General features: G+C 40.4%; 22 protein-coding genes and 1 pseudogene. 21 read left to right on the top strand and 2 right to left on the bottom strand.

Annotation, left to right across the window (positions count from 1 at the left end):
- Nucleotides 1-36 precede the first annotated feature (36 nt).
- The 5 genes from FZC88_RS18445 (at nt 37) to FZC88_RS18425 (ending at nt 3,129) form a co-directional block, all read left to right on the top strand.
- Nucleotides 37-441: a DUF6220 domain-containing protein gene (locus FZC88_RS18445; RefSeq protein WP_148995958.1), complete on the top strand. Its 405-nt coding sequence runs from the start codon at nt 37-39 to the stop codon at nt 439-441.
- A complete protein-coding gene (locus FZC88_RS18440) occupies nt 438-635 on the top strand; it encodes a DUF5957 family protein (RefSeq protein ID WP_148969948.1) in 198 nt (65 codons plus the stop codon). The genes FZC88_RS18445 and FZC88_RS18440 overlap by 4 nt, the downstream gene beginning before the upstream one ends.
- Before the next feature lie 188 nt (nt 636-823).
- A complete protein-coding gene (locus tag FZC88_RS18435) occupies nt 824-1,909 on the top strand; it encodes a sensor histidine kinase (protein ID WP_148995957.1) in 1,086 nt (361 codons plus the stop codon).
- A 1-nt stretch (nt 1,910) separates the two neighbouring features.
- Entirely contained in the window at nt 1,911-2,597 is a 687-nt protein-coding gene (locus FZC88_RS18430) for a response regulator transcription factor (protein WP_148995956.1), read from the top strand.
- Between the two features lie 97 nt (nt 2,598-2,694).
- Nucleotides 2,695-3,129 (top strand): SRPBCC family protein, encoded by a 435-nt coding sequence (locus FZC88_RS18425; protein ID WP_148995955.1) that lies wholly within the window; start codon nt 2,695-2,697, stop codon nt 3,127-3,129.
- An 88-nt stretch (nt 3,130-3,217) separates the two neighbouring features.
- On the opposite strand, the gene FZC88_RS18420 is transcribed toward FZC88_RS18425, so the two are convergent.
- Nucleotides 3,218-4,021 (bottom strand): alpha/beta fold hydrolase, encoded by an 804-nt coding sequence (locus tag FZC88_RS18420; RefSeq protein WP_148995954.1) that lies wholly within the window; start codon nt 4,019-4,021, stop codon nt 3,218-3,220.
- A 180-nt stretch (nt 4,022-4,201) separates the two neighbouring features.
- On the opposite strand from FZC88_RS18420, the gene FZC88_RS18415 reads away from it, so the two are divergent.
- Together FZC88_RS18415 and FZC88_RS18410 are read left to right on the top strand one after the other, a co-directional pair.
- Nucleotides 4,202-4,756, top strand: a complete 555-nt coding sequence (locus FZC88_RS18415) for a sigma-70 family RNA polymerase sigma factor (RefSeq protein ID WP_148995953.1) — start codon at nt 4,202-4,204, stop codon at nt 4,754-4,756.
- Nucleotides 4,740-5,753 carry a helix-turn-helix domain-containing protein gene (locus FZC88_RS18410; protein ID WP_148996194.1) on the top strand — a complete coding sequence of 338 codons (1,014 nt, stop codon included), beginning with the start codon at nt 4,740-4,742 and terminating at the stop codon, nt 5,751-5,753. The genes FZC88_RS18415 and FZC88_RS18410 overlap by 17 nt, the downstream gene beginning before the upstream one ends.
- Nucleotides 5,754-6,073: 320 nt before the next feature.
- On the opposite strand, the gene FZC88_RS18405 is transcribed toward FZC88_RS18410, so the two are convergent.
- Nucleotides 6,074-7,315, bottom strand: coding sequence for a TolB-like translocation protein (locus tag FZC88_RS18405; RefSeq protein WP_148995952.1), 1,242 nt, complete (start codon nt 7,313-7,315; stop codon nt 6,074-6,076).
- Between the two features lie 188 nt (nt 7,316-7,503).
- Here FZC88_RS18405 and FZC88_RS18400 point away from each other — a divergent pair, with 188 nt between their 5' ends.
- The 14 genes and pseudogenes from FZC88_RS18400 to FZC88_RS18335 all read left to right on the top strand — a co-directional run bounded on the left by FZC88_RS18400 (nt 7,504) and on the right by FZC88_RS18335 (nt 17,941).
- Complete coding sequence (locus FZC88_RS18400) at nt 7,504-7,974, top strand: DinB family protein (protein WP_148995951.1); 471 nt, start codon at nt 7,504-7,506, stop codon at nt 7,972-7,974.
- A gap of 163 nt (nt 7,975-8,137) precedes the next feature.
- A complete protein-coding gene (locus FZC88_RS18395; RefSeq protein ID WP_148995950.1) occupies nt 8,138-8,683 on the top strand; it encodes a GNAT family N-acetyltransferase in 546 nt (181 codons plus the stop codon).
- A 12-nt stretch (nt 8,684-8,695) separates the two neighbouring features.
- Nucleotides 8,696-9,133: a GNAT family N-acetyltransferase gene (locus FZC88_RS18390; protein WP_148995949.1), complete on the top strand. Its 438-nt coding sequence runs from the start codon at nt 8,696-8,698 to the stop codon at nt 9,131-9,133.
- 112 nt (nt 9,134-9,245) lie between these two features.
- Nucleotides 9,246-9,965, top strand: coding sequence for an HAD family hydrolase (locus FZC88_RS18385; protein WP_148995948.1), 720 nt, complete (start codon nt 9,246-9,248; stop codon nt 9,963-9,965).
- Between the two features lie 502 nt (nt 9,966-10,467).
- Entirely contained in the window at nt 10,468-10,938 is a 471-nt protein-coding gene (locus FZC88_RS18380) for an NUDIX hydrolase (protein ID WP_148996193.1), read from the top strand.
- On the top strand, nt 10,935-11,696 hold the full coding sequence (locus tag FZC88_RS18375) for a hypothetical protein (protein WP_148995947.1): 762 nt from the start codon (nt 10,935-10,937) through the stop codon (nt 11,694-11,696). Before FZC88_RS18380 ends, FZC88_RS18375 begins: the two co-directional genes overlap by 4 nt.
- Before the next feature lie 14 nt (nt 11,697-11,710).
- Nucleotides 11,711-12,274: pseudogene (locus FZC88_RS18370) on the top strand (GNAT family N-acetyltransferase).
- The gene (locus FZC88_RS18365) at nt 12,249-12,755 is read left to right on the top strand and encodes a phosphoribosylanthranilate isomerase (RefSeq protein ID WP_148995946.1); all 507 of its coding nucleotides are present in this window, start codon (nt 12,249-12,251) and stop codon (nt 12,753-12,755) included. Before FZC88_RS18370 ends, FZC88_RS18365 begins: the two are co-directional and overlap by 26 nt.
- Before the next feature lie 171 nt (nt 12,756-12,926).
- Nucleotides 12,927-13,223 (top strand): hypothetical protein, encoded by a 297-nt coding sequence (locus FZC88_RS18360; RefSeq protein ID WP_262371967.1) that lies wholly within the window; start codon nt 12,927-12,929, stop codon nt 13,221-13,223.
- Between the two features lie 86 nt (nt 13,224-13,309).
- Complete coding sequence (locus FZC88_RS18355; RefSeq protein ID WP_148995945.1) at nt 13,310-13,975, top strand: HAD family hydrolase; 666 nt, start codon at nt 13,310-13,312, stop codon at nt 13,973-13,975.
- Nucleotides 13,976-14,005: 30 nt separating this feature from the next.
- On the top strand, nt 14,006-14,539 hold the full coding sequence (locus FZC88_RS18350) for a phosphotransferase-like protein (protein WP_148995944.1): 534 nt from the start codon (nt 14,006-14,008) through the stop codon (nt 14,537-14,539).
- 246 nt (nt 14,540-14,785) lie between these two features.
- Nucleotides 14,786-15,427: a TetR/AcrR family transcriptional regulator gene (locus FZC88_RS18345; RefSeq protein WP_262371966.1), complete on the top strand. Its 642-nt coding sequence runs from the start codon at nt 14,786-14,788 to the stop codon at nt 15,425-15,427.
- Between the two features lie 4 nt (nt 15,428-15,431).
- Nucleotides 15,432-16,340, top strand: a complete 909-nt coding sequence (locus FZC88_RS18340; RefSeq protein ID WP_148995943.1) for an ABC transporter ATP-binding protein — start codon at nt 15,432-15,434, stop codon at nt 16,338-16,340.
- On the top strand, nt 16,340-17,941 hold the full coding sequence (locus tag FZC88_RS18335; protein WP_148995942.1) for an ABC transporter permease: 1,602 nt from the start codon (nt 16,340-16,342) through the stop codon (nt 17,939-17,941). Before FZC88_RS18340 ends, FZC88_RS18335 begins: the two co-directional genes overlap by 1 nt.
- Nucleotides 17,942-18,055: the final 114 nt, after the last annotated feature.

Here is an 18,055-nt window from a genome sequence, read left to right as displayed (position 1 = left end):
GATACCAATATAGTTTGAAAAAAAGGAGGAAAATACGTGAAAGATCATAGGACGGGAAGAGTGGGATTCTTTATACTATCAGTACTTTTTGCTGCATCTGTCTTAGCTCAAGTTTATATCGCAGGTGCTGCAACGTTGGTAAACCCGACAAACTGGGCTAAACATATAGAGTTTGTTCATCTATTCGGTTTTACTATCCCGCTTTTGATGCTAATTTTTGCATTCATCGGGAGATTGCCTAGTAGAAGCTTGATTCAGGTAATGGGAGTGATGTTAACCATTTTTCTCATGTATTTCACGGCTAATATTACAAGGACATTGCCTTGGGCGGGAGCTCTGCATCCAGTAATCGCTGTTGTTATAGGAGGGCAGTCGATTGTAATCTTTACAAATGCCTGGAACCTGATAAGGAAGAATAAGAGAGGGGAGCTAACGAAATGAGAACATTTGCGGCAATAATTCTAGGTTTAATAGGTGGTTTTGTATTAGGGATAGCTTTATCAAGTGTAATAGGAATTATAAGCTTGGGACTCTTCAATCAGCCATTTGGAATTAAATATCTACCTTACATTACAGCAGTTGTATGTGCCTTTTTAGTTCCAATGATGGATGTAAGAAGTTTAAAGAAGGAGTGATTGGAGTGTTTCTTTTAAGGCAAGAATTTAGACTGCATTGCTGGTGAAAGAGTCCTCCATCTATGTGACCGGGTATTATATATAGAAGATGGACGAATAATGGAAAAGTAATGAAGAGGCTGTCAGGTCTTCCTGACAGCCAAAGCTCTCCTTATATGGGAGAATCTGAGTCGGAGGTAGGTGATGGCATGTCCATAAAGAAAAGATTGATATTATCGAATATAGGGATGATTGTCATTCCTATTGTCAGCTTATTGATTCTGGAAGTGGTTGCGGGATATTTGTTTTTTTATGTGTTAAATAGGAAACCGGAAGGGGAGGATTTACAATTTTTCCTTACCCTTCGTTTCGGGGCTATCGTAATGATTTTAGTAATCACTAATGGCTTACTGACCTATTATATTTCCAGGAGTATTATAGAGCCAATAAATAGACTGTCCTTGGCAGCAAAAAAAATCAGTGAAGGTGATCTCGATTATAGTTGTGCTACAGATTTGAGGGATGAGTTAGGACGATTGTCCAATACATTTGAAGAAATGCGGCTTAAACTGAAGGAGGCTGCAGCTATTCAAGAACAATACGATCTGAATCGTCAGGAGCTTATTGCCAGTATTTCTCATGATTTAAAAACGCCATTAACATCAATCAAAGGATATGTGAGCGGGATTCAAGATGGAGTTGCGTGTACTCCTGAGAAACTGAATCGCTATATGTCTAAAATTGAGAAAAACGCTAATGATATGGACGGCCTCATCGATGAATTATTTCTATATTCGAAGCTTGACCTGGAACAATTGCCGTTTACGTTTGAGAAGGTAAAACTGAACGATTACTTTGAGGATTATATTGAAGAACTTTCTATAAAGCTTGAAAAAGAGCATGGTATAGCTGTGCTTTATCATGATAGGCATGGTTCTTATATCGTTGAGGCAGATAGGGAAAAATTAAATAGGGTTGTCATGAATATTACACAAAACAGTTTGAAATATATGGATAAAACTTATAAGGAAATTCAAGTCATTCTGAGTGAGGATCAGTATGAAGCCCAGGTGGAAATCAAAGATAATGGAAGCGGAATCGCGAAAAGCGATTTACCTTATATCTTTGACAGCTTCTATCGGACAGATACATCGAGAAACTCAGCCACGGGAGGTACCGGGCTTGGCTTATCAATAGCCAAAAAAATCATCGAAAAACACAAAGGGAAGATTTGGGCGGATAGTGAGCCTGGTGTGGGGACGAGTATTTATTTTTCATTGAAAAAGGTGAAATAACGTGCAGAAAATACTGATAATAGAAGACGAGGCAGATATTGCTGAATTAGAGAGGGATTATTTAGAGGTGAATGGGTTTGATAGTGATATCGCATCGACTGGAGAGGAAGGGTTGAACCTGGCAAGGACCCATTCATACAGCCTTATTTTGTTAGATTTAATGCTGCCGGGAATCGATGGGTTTCAGTTATGCAAGAAACTGAGGGAGTTTCTGGATATTCCGATTTTAATGGTTACCGCAAGAAAAGAAGACATTGACAAAATCCGGGGATTTGATCGGGGAGCAGATGATTATATCGTGAAGCCTTTTACTCCCAATGAACTCGTTGCAAGGGTAAAAGCTCATATTGCAAGGTATAACCGATTAATCAACCGGGAAGAAAAGAAAAAAGAAATTGAGATTAAAAATCTTATGGTCGATTTGGATTCACGCAGAGTATTCGTCGATGAGGATGAAACAACATTTACCGCCAAGGAATTCGACTTATTGGTTTTCCTGGCGACTCATCCAAACAGGGTTTTCAGTAAAGAACACCTATTCGAAAGGATTTGGGGATTTGATTCTATGGGAGACATCACGACGGTTACCGTTCATATCAGGAAAATCAGAGAGAAGATTGAGAATGATCCTTCAACCCCTGAATTTATTGAAACCATTTGGGGCGTTGGGTACCGCTTCAAGAAATAAGATTATTGAAAACGGAATGGTATAATAAATGGACAAGAAATAGTAGACAGTATATAAATAAAATAACGCAAAAATATATGAAAGCGAGTGGAAGAGTATGAATAATCTCTCTCAAATGAGAATTCAAAAGCCGGCACATGAAATTTTCGAGGCATTTGTTGATCCTGAAAAAATAGGTAACTTCTGGTTTTCTTCAAGTTCTGAAAGGTGGGAGGAAGGAAAGACTGTTACTTTAAGATATGAAGAATATGATGCACAAGGTGATATCACCATAAAAGAAATTCAAGAACATAAAAAGATTGTCTTCGAGTGGGCAGGAAACCATAAAGTGACCATAACATTTGTGCAAGAAGAAAAAGGCAGCACAATTGTAGTAGTCAAAGAAGAAGGATTCGATGAGACCAACGAAAACCTTATCAGCCAATTACTAGACAATAAAGAGGGCTGGGTATACATGCTGACATGCTTGAAGGGATACATGGAGTATGGTGTCAATCTTAGAGCGGCGCTGGTTAAGGGAGAATTAGAGTAAGTGAAAGTTAATATCATATTTTGGTAAGACATTAATCTGAGGGAAGGACCTTTAGTTTTTAGGTAAGCATAGGTCCGTCCCTCTTGTCTTACAAAGGCGGCAAAATCTCTGTTTCAAGTTTGTCCAACCAGCTTTGGACCAAGGTGTTAAATACATCGACTTGCTCGATCTGGACATTATGACCAGCCATATCAACGACAGCAAACGTTGCCCTTGGATAATACTCTATTAATTGCCAGGCGTCCTGATAGCCTACTACATGGTCTTGCCGACCAGTTATTATTAACGCTGGATAGTCAAGTTTCTGTGAGAGCTCGAAGGTGAAACCATACCCATTTTCACGGATCCTGTTTACGAATTCATCATTCGTTTGGCTCGAAGGAAGCAGTATATCATCCCGGAACCTTTCCCATTCAGCCTTACCTAGAACGACCCCCATGGAGGCAAATGCATCCGCTTCTTCTGAAGAAAGTCCTGATAGCAAATTGTGGTCTCTTTTGAAAACGGTCTTCTGAGGAAGTACTCTTTTGTCAGTTTCATCTATGACCATTGGTGCCAGAAGCATTAAGCCATGAACTCTGTCATGTCGGACCTGAACGATTCCCCTAGCCATATATCCCCCATATGAATATCCGCACACGATGAATGGTTGATCAGGAATGAGCTCATCCAATAGCCCTACCACGGCTTCTAACATATCGTCCGAGTTCTTAATGGACGATTGGGGTTCGGATAGCCCCATTCCCGGCAAATCTATGTATATCCTTTTCCAACCGCTTCTGTTCTCGAAATTCGGTTCCATTGCATGCACCATCGCCTGATGGTCAAGCGTCCACCCATGCACCATTACAACGGGAAAGCCTTCTCCTATTACTTTATGGTAAATAGCCAAGTATCTTCTCCTCCTGTCTCAAAAACTTCCAATCTATTAAAAGTATATGTTATTTTCTGGATTAATCAAAGGATACACCTATATGTGTGTTGAATGCTGTTTATGTAGTTTACTAAATAAAATGAAACCAAACCCTGATTGATTCGTCTTAGCATTAAAGGGGAATGAGGTGAGGATCTTGTGAGAAATGTTAAGGATGAAGAGCACTTTGAAGCTCGGGATGCCTGGCTTGAAGCGATAATGGATGAGTATGGCGAACGGCTCACCAAGTTAGCCTATAACTATGTGAAGGATTGGAAGCAGGCCGAAGACATTGTTCAAGACGTATTTATCACATGCTACAAGAATCAAGAAAAAATAGATGAGATTAAATCTTTCAAAGCGTGGATTTATCGCCTGGTCATTAATAAATCAAAGGATGTATTGAAGAGTTCTTCATTTAAGAAAGTGGTGATGAATTCAAGTCTTTTTTCACTTTTCACATCAAGGGATTTGTTACCTGAGATGAGTCTGCTAAAGCGAAGTGAGGAAGAGTTTCTTTCCAGGTGTGTATTGTCCTTGCCTGTAAAGTATCGTGAAGTGATCACGCTTTATTATTATGAAGAATGCTCGATTGAAGAGATTAAAGGGATATTAGGTCTGAACCAGAATACGATCAAAACGAGATTGAATAGAGGCAGGGCAAACCTGAAAAATATGATGGAAAGGTGGGGGGATGATGGAGAGCAAGCTTAAAGAATTAAAGGACGCGATGGATTCGACTACTCACAAAGGTCTTCACTTTAGGGAATTTCAAAAAAATAAGATTAGAAATGCAGTTCATACAAGTAGTACGGTCAAGACAAAAAGCCCTAATAAATTCGTTATTTTCATCATGACCACTGTCGCCATTTGTTTAATAGGCTTCTTCGTTTCAACTGGTTTTTTGATCAAACAGAATGAAACCATCAACGGCAGCCCAAACACATGGCAAGTAATACACGATTATAAGGAGAAGCAGAAAGTCGTATTCAGCATCTTTCCTGACCCTGAACTTCATGCGGGAAAGCCTAATGGCTATATTTTCAGTTTCAAGGAGCCCTTTGATATCTTTAAAGAAAAAGAACTCTCCATTTTGGCGGTTCACAAGGAGACGGGGCAACGTATTGAAGTATTATCTCCTCAAAAAATAACCGAGCCATCACCAGGGTACTCAAGTTTACAGCGCTTCACCACCAGCTTTCAGGTACCTAATAGCGGATTATGGAGGTATGAAGTCTACCTTGACGGCGAGGCTTACGGTTATGTTGTCGTGAGTGTGGCTGAAAAGGAAGAAGAGAGGCCTGTCGTTTTACCGAAAGATATCCCGGAATACGTTAAGAAAAGTGATTTTGACAAAATCAACTGGGATCGAAAAGCAAGCACATTTGGACGTAATATAATCGGAAATGAACATCAATCAGGCATCATTGGAGCGGATATGCCAAGCTTGAAAGCACAAAAATGGATGTGGCATTTGTGGAATACCCACGCTGCAGAACTAACAGTGGTTGGTTATCACCGGGAGACGAGAACCATCCACCCCGTATTGAATAATGGTGAAGGCTGGACCATTCCTCTGGGTGGAGAGAATAATGGGGCTGATGTTCATGCTCCATCGGCTGTTACCATTCCCGAACGTGGCGAGTGGGCGTTCGTGCTTTATGCGGATGGGAAGTTGTTTGATGTGGTTGTGTTAGAGATTGAAAAATGATTGTTAAGCCGGGGGTATGCCCGGCTTTTTGGTTTTTTTCTTCTTTTTACTAGGAAATGGAGGGGGGGGATTTTGCGAGTCGTAATTATAAGATCCATTTGGAACCTAAAAAGCTTGAACAAATTCAGGCTACATTGAGATATGATCCGGTTTGCGTTACTTATGATCCGGATTTTGGATTTATGATCCGCTTTCAGGATAATTGATCCTGAATTCAGATTTATGATCCTGAATTTTTATATTTGATCCAACATTAATCATTTGTGATCCGTTTGTCGAATAATTTTGGCCATCTGGCTGCAACGCTGCAAGATTCAACCTTACCTTTTAAAAAATACAATTTCTTCAATATCCCCCAACCATTGCTTAGCATCAGTACCATCCTTGTTCCCTATCCACAGGTCCCTTTTCGTATCTGTTATAGATGTCCCTCTTAACCAAACGAGTTTTTCAATGGATTGGATGAACTGAGGGGCATAGTCTCCATATCCTTTAGGAGGACTCGTGATTTTCATTTGTTGATTCGAATCGATATTCAGAGTATAAAGGGCAGGCAGCGGATGCTTACTGAAGTCATTGGTCCACTCGTGCTCTTTGATTCTTGAAACCACCAGTGATTTGTCAGTCATCCAGTCAAAATCCAGGTCAGCGAATTGGGCAGGGGTGTAAGTTCCTGAAACAGGCATTTCTTTTACTTTTAGATCTTTATTTTTGAAGCCGAATACGATTCTCCCTCCGCCTGCGATATAGGCTAGCGTATCTGTTGACGGTGACCATTTGGGCTGACCTACATCCAAAATCATCTCGTCCAGTACTTCGAAATTTTTTCCTTCCTTATCGATGACACACACCATATTGCTGTCCATGGACCAGGAAGCGGTTGGAGACACCACAAATGAAATCCACTTGCCGCTCGGTGAGTAGGTCAGCTGCTCGGCATAGACCGCAATCAGTTTGTTTTGATCACTTGTCCCAATTTCCCTTGGGAGGGTGAAGAATGGCTCAACCCCTCCAAAAAGAACAATGTCTTCATAGTTATCGCCGACTTTTTTTATGTACAAAGAGGCGCTTGACCATCCATCCGGATTGAGAGTTCCTGATGAAGAAAGAAGGAATCCACTTCCATCCGGAAGCCACGTGAAGTCACTGACCCCGGTTGCAATGTTGTAGAAACGCTTGAGGTCTGAGATATCTAAAATTCCTCTATTATTATAAGCAACATGGCTTTTATGGGGAGCCCATTCTGGAGAATGACCGTTATAAGAAATTCTCTTTTTTTCCCCGGTTTTAAGATTATAAGTCCATAGCTCTGACTGCGTTTTCCCTTTATCAAATTCAGAAGTGGTCTCTACTTGATAGGCAAGCCAGGTGCCATCGGTTGACCATTTGGGTTGAGAGCGGACGTTACCGGAATGCGTTATTTGTGTTTCTTGGTTATTTATCAAGGTCCACAAATTCCCCTCCCTTATAAAAGCAGCTTTAACTTGATTGTTTATGGATGCGGAGGGTGTTGATGGAAAAACAAGAGCAAGGATGATGGTAAAGAGGATAGCTTTTTTCATTGTGAATTCTCCTTTTCGAATATGCTCTTACTATTTTCCAGGACGGCTTACATTATGTGAAAAAGAGTGTGTGAATGAAAGAAGAGGTCTGGGTGGATTTTTGTACCGACCCTATTATAGAAGGAGTTTTCTACTTTATGCTGAAGTACTATCAATATGAAACTTCAATTCCAAGGAGGAAAATACTCATGAAACGAACTGACTTGCTCTTAAGAATGCTCGATACTACATACGACCAGGAAAGTTGGTATGCTCCATTCAAACCTGCAATAGAAGGACTCACAGCAGAACAGGCTAGTTGGAGACCGGATGGAGAGGCGACCAAAACCATATGGGAGAATGTAAATCATCTTACTTATTATAAAGAAAGACTAACCGCACAATTAGAAGGCCGTGAATGGAATCAAACTCTCGATGGAAATGAAACCTTCTATCTTACGGAACAACTAAATGATGACAAGGCCTGGAGTGCAGTTGTTGAACGTGTTGAGTCCGCTCACCGTCTTTTAAGAGAAGCACTTGGTAGAACTACGACTGAAGAACTTGAACAGAATGCTCTGGAAGAAAAGCTCTTAGACATCATGCTTCATGAGGCATACCATACGGGTCAAATTATTCAAATGAGGAAAATGCAAGGTTCTTGGCCGTCACATCGTTGATTGGAGAAATAGCTGGAGGTCACTATAATAATCTTCAGCTAATTTTTGCATCTTCAATACTGGGTCTGGATAATAAGTGTGGTTAGAAATTAGAAATTAATGGATAATATTTTGTATGATAGTTTGAAGGTGGGAGTGATCCCAATGCGAGGAGTGGATCGAAATAATCATTAATCCAATAGAATTTCATATTCGTAATCTAACCTATACCATAAGGTCAGCAAGGAAAGATGATGCAAAAAGTCTCTCAGAAGTGCGATTGGAGGCAGACGGAGAGACAGAAAACATGGATAGGGAAAAGGGTGAAGCATACATAGATGAGGTGGGCTTTATATACCTCATTAAAGAAGATACGGAGAGTGCCCAGAATCTCTTTTTGGTTTGTGAAGTGAACGACAGGATTGCAGGTTTCTCCAGGTGTGAGGGGAAATCATTAAAGCGTGTCGCTCATAAGGTGGAGTTTGGTGTATGTGTATTACAGGAATTCTGGGGATTCGGCATTGGGAAAAATTTATTAAAAGAGTCAATCCGCTGGACTGATGCAAACGACATTAAGAAGATCACATTGAATGTCCTTGAAACCAATGAAAATGCCATCAAGCTCTATAAAAACAACGGTTTTGAAGTAGAAGGAGTATTGAAGAAAGATAAATTATTATCGGATGGACGTTATTACGATACCGTGGTGATGGGACGGTTGCATCCGTAAGGAGTGGTTTATATGAATCTGGGATTAAAGGAAATCAATGCTGACAATTGGGAGGAATGTGTAACCTTATCTGTTTCTGAACATCAGAAGGAGTTTGTCGCAGATAACGCTTATTCATTGCTGCAGTCAAAATATGTAGAAGATCAATATCCATTGGGCATTTATCATCAAGATAGCATGGTGGGTTTCATCATGTATGGGATAGATCCTGAAACGAGCCGGATGGAAATGAGCCGGTTAATGATCGATCAGAAATATCAAGGGAGAGGCTACGGAAAGAAGGCAACGCAATTACTTATAGAAAAACTGACACATACATTTGCAAATATAGAATTATTCACAAGCGCGGAACCTGAGAATGTGAATGCCATCAGATTATATGAAAGTCTGGGGTTTGAGAAGACGGGTGAAATTATGTGGGGGGAAGTTGTGTTGAAGAGACAACTGTAGTATTCAGGGTATCAGCGTTGTCATTAATCCTTATTTCTCTAGCAATGGCTCATTATGAATATGCAATTTGATTTTTCATTTATAAAAAACTATTAAAAGGGTTGATACGTCAGTGGAAAAGTATAGCCTTCTTTTATTTGACTTGGATGACACGCTACTTGAAAATTCGTCTTGGTTTGATGACGGACTGGTTCAATCTCTTACAGAACATCCACTGACAAGGGAGATGGATAAACAACTATTTCTGAAGAAAATAAAACAACCTCCAAAATCCTTAATTGACAAACTTGTAAGTGGGGAAATAAACACATTTGAATTTAAGAGAGAAAGATGGAAGAACGCTTTTGATTACTTTGACGTGAAGGTGAACATTGAAGCAATTGAACAGCTTGAAGCTCTTTTTACTAACACAAGTATGAAATGGATTATTGTTAACGAATATGTATTAAATTTAATGAATGAACTGAATAAGCATTATGAGGTAGGAATTGTAACAAACGGACTTTATGACCCTCAACAGAAGATAGTCAATATGGGACTAGGACATATATTCAGCCACAATAAAATATTTCATGCAGAACAAATAGGTATTAGAAAGCCTGATTCCAGAATCTATACTATTGCTTTAGAAGCTTTTAATAAGAAACCTGAAGAGACAATATTCATAGGCGATTCGTGGACACATGATGTTCTTGGCCCCATGGAAGCAGGAATGGATGCAATATGGGTCAATTTCAGAGGGGGAGAAAAACCAACGGATCATATTCCATATTCAATTGTGTCTTCTATTAAAGAAATCAAAGATATATTACTAAGTAGCAGCAATGAATAATAATTTTGATGATTTAAGGGAGAGCATTGACTCGAGTTAGCTAAAGGGCACCTTGAACAAATTGAAGAAACAAGAATCATTCATCAAGTTTGAGGAGAGAAGCTTATCAATCTCTAATGATAAGCTTCTTTTTTATAACTAATGATTGAGTTACTGTCAGTAAACTGGAATAATTGGAATTGTCAGTAATAAAGCTGTTGTATGTAAAAATTTGAAGGCTAAGTCATATAAGGATGCTCCAGATAGCCGTAACTAAAAATAAAATTCGACAAGGATGTAAAATTATTTCGAATCAGGATTAATTATTGGGATTTCGGATTATTTAATCTGTAATAGGATTAAAAATCTCAAATCAGGATGAATAGTGTCTCCTAATGGATTAAAAAGTGTATACGGCTATGATTAACCATGTTATTTCAAGTGAAGAGTAGTCTATTCTTGTCATAGGATATGAAAATGTGGTGGGAGCGTGTAAAACTGAACAAATAAGGGAGGGGAAATGATGAACTACGTCCAAGATCTGCGAAAACTGGTTGGCACCAGCCCCTTAATCCTACCCGGATCTGTCGTCATTATCTTAAACGACCATCATGAACTGCTTCTGCAGCATCGGACGGACGGTGGCTGGGGACTGCCGGGAGGATTGATGGAATTGGGTGAAAGTTTAGAGGAGACAGCAAAGCGAGAAGTGATGGAAGAAACCGGTCTTGAGATAGGGGAACTGACTCTGGTAAATGTGTTCTCCGGGCCGGACTATTATTTTAAAGTATCGAATGGGGATGAATTGTATTCCGTCACAGCCGTTTATGCCACAAAGGACATAAGAGGAAAATTGGAGGTCGATAAAACAGAATCTGTTGATATCAAATTTTATAAACTCAATAATCTGCCAGATGGTTTAACGGACGAATATAAAAGCTATATCAAGTCATACATAGATCAATTAAAGAAAGAATTCGAGGTGCAAGAATGATAGCTTCAGAAAGCATTTTAAAGACGTGGAATAAATTTAACGATTTTCCAATGGAAACGTTAACGAAAGTTTGGTTTTATAACGGGGGAAGCGCGAAGAAACAGCGGGATGTTTCTCTTATGCGGGAGCATCGGGAACAATTCGGGATGTCCGGGAATTGTTTTGATCTTGCACTCTGGTTACTGGATGAATTTAAAAGGAATGGTGTCGAAGCGTATCCAGTTGGTCATAACTTGGGTTCGGAAGAGGCTCATGCGGCCGTCATTGCTCTAAATGAAAAAGGGGAACGATTTCTTTGTGACCTAGGTGATCAATGGTTGAATCCGATTTTAATAGATACGAAGAGCACAAATTTCACCAACGAAAAATTAAGTGGTTTCTTTCCCGCTGCAAGGGTGCATGTTCAGGGTCATTCATCAGGTACCGAAATCCACTATCATCGACCGAATGGAAAAGTATCGAAACAAGTTTTCCAGACTGAACGAATTGATATGGATACCTTTCTGAAGGCTGCTGAGCATTCTCAACATATGATAAAGAACCATCCATTATTGGAATGCAGAATCCCGTACAAATCAGAAATCGCTCATTGGGAGTTTTATAACTGGGAGAGCTTTCTAAGTACGACAGAAGGGCTGATGAAGGATCCAAAGCTGGAAACGGTGGAAGAATGGGCTGAAAGAATTCATGGGAAAACGAAATACAACAAAGCGGTTCTAATCGAAATATTAAAGCATTACAAAAGCACTCAACTATGAAAAGGAAAACTACCATGAAACCCACTAAATGGCCAAACGTAACTTTAAGAGAATTGACGCTGGATGATGCAGAAGACCGATACCAGTGGTGTCTGGATAGAGAAGTAACGAAGCACTTGAACATGCCGGAGAAATATCCTCCATTCAGCCAGGAAGAAACCCTTGCCTGGATTGACATGTGCATCAAGAGGACGAATGGATATGAACAAAAGGCGATTATGACGAAAGAAGGCAAACACATCGGCTGGATCGATTTATAAAACATCGATCGATTAAACAAACATGCGGAACTGGGAGTGGCCATCGGAGATAAAACCTATTGGGGGAGAGGATTCGGATTAGCTGCGATGCGAGTGATGCTTCAATGGGGGTTTGAGGAACTCGGGCTGAACAAGATTTGGCTAAGAGTCGAGGTCGATAATGAAAAAGCAATCAAGTCTTATAGAAGAATGGGTTATGTGGATGAAGGTCTATTAAGGCAGGACCGGTTGAGAAACGGGGAATTCGTGGACAGGTTGCGGATGAGTATTCTCAGGGAGGAGTTTTTCAGTAGTGAAGACGTATCATCAAAAGTTTAATGAGTTTATTGAAGTTGCCAGGAAGCTAAATGGTATTGGAATCACTCCATTGCTGATGGGCTCTGTGGGATTGGAAGTGGTCACAGAAAAGAGCTGGGACGCACAGGATCTGGACATACATGTGCTCGGTGATAAAAGAGGATGGGAAGTACCCCCTGAAACATCCATACATAACTGGAATGATATTGTGAAGGTAATGAATTCAAAGGGTTATACCCTGATTGATTTGCATGAACATGAGTTCTCGAAAGATGGATTATCCGTTGAGTTTGGAATAATCGACACGTTGCCGGACTTCGCGGGGGTACGATTGGAAGATCTGGAAATGCATCAAAAGGGAGAAGTGAAATATTATCTGCTGAGTCCCGAGCAATATTTACGTGTTTACGAGGCTTCATCCAAGGACAGCTATCGGGCAGATCAAAATAATCATAAGGATATGGGGAAGATAGAGTATTTGAAGAATCTAATAAATAATTAATGTGCATGTATCAGGGGGGAGACTCCACCTGCGGCAAATCATATTAAGGAAAGTGAGCTATCTGCCTTGAGAGTAATAACGGTTTCCTTCCTACTTATAGTATTAATGATGGTTGGCTGTAGCCAAAGTGATGGTCTGCATAATAAGGATTTTGAGAAGGCCATTTATTCAATGGTTAAAGATCAAGATAATAAGGTTATAAAGGTCACACCCTTAACGGACTTCAAGTGGGATAAAGCTTACTTGTTCCAACCATATACACCTCAAGAGCATATTGAAAAGCAGATGGGGGTTGAATTTGAAGATCCGAGCAACATCAGGAGTAGAGACGATATCTACTTAATCGTTTTTCTTAACGAGGGGAACGTTGTTCAGTATGCAGAAATAACTCGTCAAAAAACGGACTTTTCGATTGGGGAAAAAGAGTATCTGTCTCCCTCAGAGGATGTATTGAAGATTGAAAGATAGTAAACGAACCTTTATTAAATTTTCTGTTCAACTGAAAAGGAACATCCGTTTTCAAAGGTTCCCGAAATCAATTGAAAGGAGCTTATATGAATAACTATAAAATCATCTTATTCGATTTAGATGGAACACTTTCCGACCCAAAAGAAGGAATCACTAAATCGGTTCAATATGCATTAGAGAATTTGGATGTTGCGGTGCCTGATGTTCATGACCTCGAATGTTTTATCGGGCCACCACTACAAGTTTCATTTGCTGAGTATTACGATTTTGATGAGGGAAAAACAAAAAGAGCAATTGACTTTTATAGAGAGCGATTCAAGGAGAAGGGGATGTTTGAAAACAAGCTGTATTCAAATATTCCATCACTATTGGAAACGTTAAAAGAAAAAGGATTTACGTTAGTTGTTGCAACTTCAAAGCCAACTGTATTTGCTGAACAAATAGTAAAGCATTTCAATATAGACCAGTTCTTTTCCCTGATTGCAGGAAGCAGCCTTGATGGTACGAGAACGTCAAAAACTGAGATCATTCAATACATCCTGGATATCTATAATGAATATGAACCAGGTAACTTTATTATGATAGGAGACAGGAAGCACGATATTATCGGGGCACATAATACCGGAATCGACTCTATTGGAGTGACGTATGGATATGGTTCGTTTGAAGAGATAAGCGAGTCTGATCCCATTTATATTGTCAAAAATGTCGTCGGGATAAAAGATGTGCTGGTAGGAAGTCGGGTAAAATGAACAAATCGTTCTTAAAGTGAGGTTATACACATGACAGACATAATCATCCTAAACGGTGGATCCAGCTCCGGAAAAACGACAATCGCGAAATGTCTTCAGAATACATCGACAGCGTCATGGCTAAGGTTCAGTATTGACGATTTGATTGAGGCTATGCCCGATGCCATGCTTAAGAAAGATAGCGGAATTAAGCTGGATGAAGATGGGTCGGTCAGGCCGGGTACGGAATTTCGTGCCCTGGAATCTGCATGGAGGCACGGTTTGGGAGAGATGGCACGAAGAGGGGCCAGGATCATTATTGACGATGTCTTCCTGAGTGGAATAGAAGCTCGTAAACGATGGGAAATTTCCTTGGATGGGTTGCAGGTGCTGTGGGTCGGAGTCATGTGTGATCCCACTGTAGCGGCAGTCCGGGAGAGGGAACGAGAGGACCGCATTGAAGGTATGGCCGTTTCGCAGGCTGCAGCGGTGCACGAAGGCATGCAATATGATATTTCAGTTGATACATCTAAGACATCGCCAGAAGAATGTGCAAGAATGATCGAACGGAAAATCAAAGTTTGAGAGCTATTGAGTTGTTACTTAACAAACAATGTGAACTGGCAGCTAAGAAATTTCATGTTCTATCTTTATAGAGGGAGTTTATCTTTGCTAGATTTACTTTAAACGCTAAAAAAGGCCATTCAAATGAATGGCCCTTTCTTATTACTGTTCACCTTGTTCTTGTGGCTCTCTATATCCCCAAAAAGTTAAATATTGACCACAATGGTCATTTATTGATATATTGAAAATGACCAAAGTGGTCATTTTGTGAAGGGAGGCAGCATAAATATTACTAAATTTAAAAATTTGAAAATCGAGAAACAAGAACGAATTATCAATGCTGCAATGAAAGAGTTTGTGAACAGTGGTTATGATAAGGCATCAACGAATAAAATAGTTAAGGAAGCACAGATATCTAAAGGATCCTTATTCAACTATTTTAAAAATAAAAAGGATCTGTACCTGTTTTTAATTGAAAATTCAATGAAAATCATCGAGCAAATTTTTGAGAAAATAGACATGAATGAAAGGGATCTCTTCAGAAGGATCTATCAGGTGGGATTGGTTAAATTAAATATTCAGCAAAAATATCCCTTAGTATTTGATTTCCTTAAATCGCTTGGTGACGAGAAAGCACCGGAAGTGAAATCTGATATTGAGCGGATAAGGGGGAGCATTCTGGATGATGGGTTGAATAGGATCTACCAAAATATAGATTGGTCAAAATTCCGAGAGGGTGTTGATCCGGAAAAAGCAGTGCATATCCTTAATTGGACAATGCTTGGTTTTGCAGAATTACAAATGGCGAAGTTAGACTCTTTTAATCAGGTTGGAATGGAGATATTCAATGAATGGAACAGCTATTCTGAAATTCTGAGACGTTGTTTCTATAAAGATGGGGAGGAATGAACAAATGAGCTTATTGAAAGTAACCAACTTATCGAAGAAGTTTGGCAAGTTTACTGCATTGGACAAGATCGATCTAGAGGTGAATAAAGGAGAGGTTGTGGGGTTCATCGGTCCAAATGGTGCAGGTAAATCAACCACAATCCGCGTTTTATTAGGAATCTTAAAGGCATCAGATGGAGAGGTGAAAATTTTCAACAAAGACGCCTGGCAGGATGCTGTAGACATCCATAAGAACATTGCTTATGTTCCTGGGGATGTGAATTTATGGCCAAATCTGACAGGAGGAGAGGTCATTGACTTATTCGTGAAACTCAATGGTACAACGAATAGGGCAAGACGGGAAGAATTGATAAAAAAATTTGATTTAGATCCTTCCAAGAAGTGTAGAACATATTCCAAAGGGAATCGGCAAAAGGTAGCTTTAGTCGCGGCCTTTTCATCTGATGCTGATCTCTTTATTCTGGATGAACCCACCTCCGGACTCGACCCATTAATGGAAAAGGTCTTTCAGGAATGTGTGATGGATGTAAAAAGACAAGGAAAAAGTGTCCTGCTTTCCAGTCACATTTTATCAGAGGTAGAGAAGCTGTGCGACCGAGTCAGTATCATTCGCCAGGGTAAGATTATTGAGTCTGGGTCCTTAAGCGAGCTTCGTCATTTAACACGAACACAAATGCTGGTCGATACCAAGATGCCTATTACAGGTTTACATGAGCTGGAAGGCATCCATGAAATCGAGGAAAGCGAACATGGTATTTCGTTTCAGGTTGATACTGAGCAAATGGATGCCGTTATCAAGCATATTAGTCCATTTGGTATTGTTAAGCTGGAAAGTGCCCCACCAACATTGGAAGATTTATTTATGAGTCATTATGAAGGAGCAAAGGATACAGGAGTGGGAGGTGTGCACTGATGGCAGCCAGTGTAATGGCTAAAACGGCTACCCTTTCTACATTCATTTTCCGTCTTGATCGTATCCGGATCCCAATCTGGATCATGTCCCTTACGTTTTTTACATTAGTTGTCCCGACAGCATTTAAGGATTTGTACAGCTCTCAACAGGAAAGAGATGCGATGGCCCAAACAATGGCCAACCCCGCGATGACTGCCATGACGGGTCCAGCTGATTTAAGCAATTATACGATTGGTGTCATGACCGCGCATCAGATGTTACTCATGACCGCTGCAGTAGTGGGATTAATGTCCATCCTGCTTGTCACTCGCCACACGCGGGCTGCAGAAGAGGATGGACGTTTGGAAATGCTTCGTTCGTTACCGACTGGGCGCCTTTCCTATTTAAATGCAGTCTTACTTGTCGTAACGGCTACGTGTGTTGGAATCGCATTGATCAATGGTATTGGCCTCTTTGCCCTTGGGATTGAAACCATTGATCTGGAAGGGTCCTTACTGTATGGTACGGCATTAGGGGCGACTGGTTTATTCTTCGCCGGGGTAACAGCCATATTTGCCCAGCTGTCGGACAGTTCACGAGGTACCATCGGATATTCAATGGCCGTACTTCTTCTTTCCTATCTACTTCGGGCCATCACGGACGTAAGCAACGAAGCGCTATCGTGGATTTCACCACTGGCATGGGTAACAAAAGCAGAAGTGTACGATACGAATAATTGGTGGCCGATTATTTTAATGATTGCTGCTTCAATCGTTCTTTATGCCGCAGCGAATTATTTGAACGCCATTCGTGACTTGGATCGTGGCTTTTTACCATCTAAGCCCGGTAAAAAACATGCCTCTCGCTTTTTACAAAGTCCAGTAGGTCTTGCATTAAGATTGCAACGAACCGGAATCATATCATGGGCCATCGGTATGTATGTGTTAGGTGCCTCTTATGGCTCTGTTTTAGGAGATCTCGAATCCTTTTTTTCTGAAAGTGAAGCAATGAAACAGCTGCTACAACCAGCGGAAGGGGTCACGTTGATAGAACAATTCATCCCCATGTTGATGATCGTCATGTCATTGCTGGCAACCGTCCCTCCCGTTATGTCCATGAATAAACTGCGCGGGGAGGAGAGGAAGGAACGAGTTTTCCACCTGTTAAGTAGAACCGTTTCACGAACAAAACTATTGGGCAGTTACTTCATCATTTCTATAGTCAATGGTTTTGTCATGATTTGCCTTGCAGCGCTCGGACTATGGTCGGCGGGGAATGCAGTGGTGGAAGGAGGATTATCCTTTGAAATGATCTTTGGCGCAGCACTGTCCTACTATCCAGCCATGCTCGTCATGATCAGTATAGCTGTATTTCTTATGGGGTATTTGCCAAAGCTTACGAGCATGACATGGCTTTATGTTTTTTATTCTTTTATCGTGTTGTATCTGGGAGGATTATTCCAATTTTCGGACTGGATTGGCAACATTTCACCTTATGGTCACGTGCCGCAAACACCGATTGAAGACTTTTCTTTCATGCCACTTCTACTTTTATGCTTGATTTCCTTTGTACTTACTGTGGCAGGGTTTATTGGATTTAATAAACGTGATATTGAAACGTAATCGTTGAAGAGTTGGACCTCCAGTGAGCCTCACTGGAGGTCTTTGATTACTTTTGATCCAGGATACTATATCAGAGATTAACAGAAATATATGTTTACAAATGAGAATGATAAT

The sequence above is a fragment of the Rossellomorea aquimaris genome (assembly GCF_008180865.1).
Taxonomy (GTDB): Bacteria; Bacillota; Bacilli; order Bacillales; family Bacillaceae_B; genus Rossellomorea; species Rossellomorea yichunensis.
This window is presented reverse-complemented; position numbering and strand designations above follow the sequence as displayed.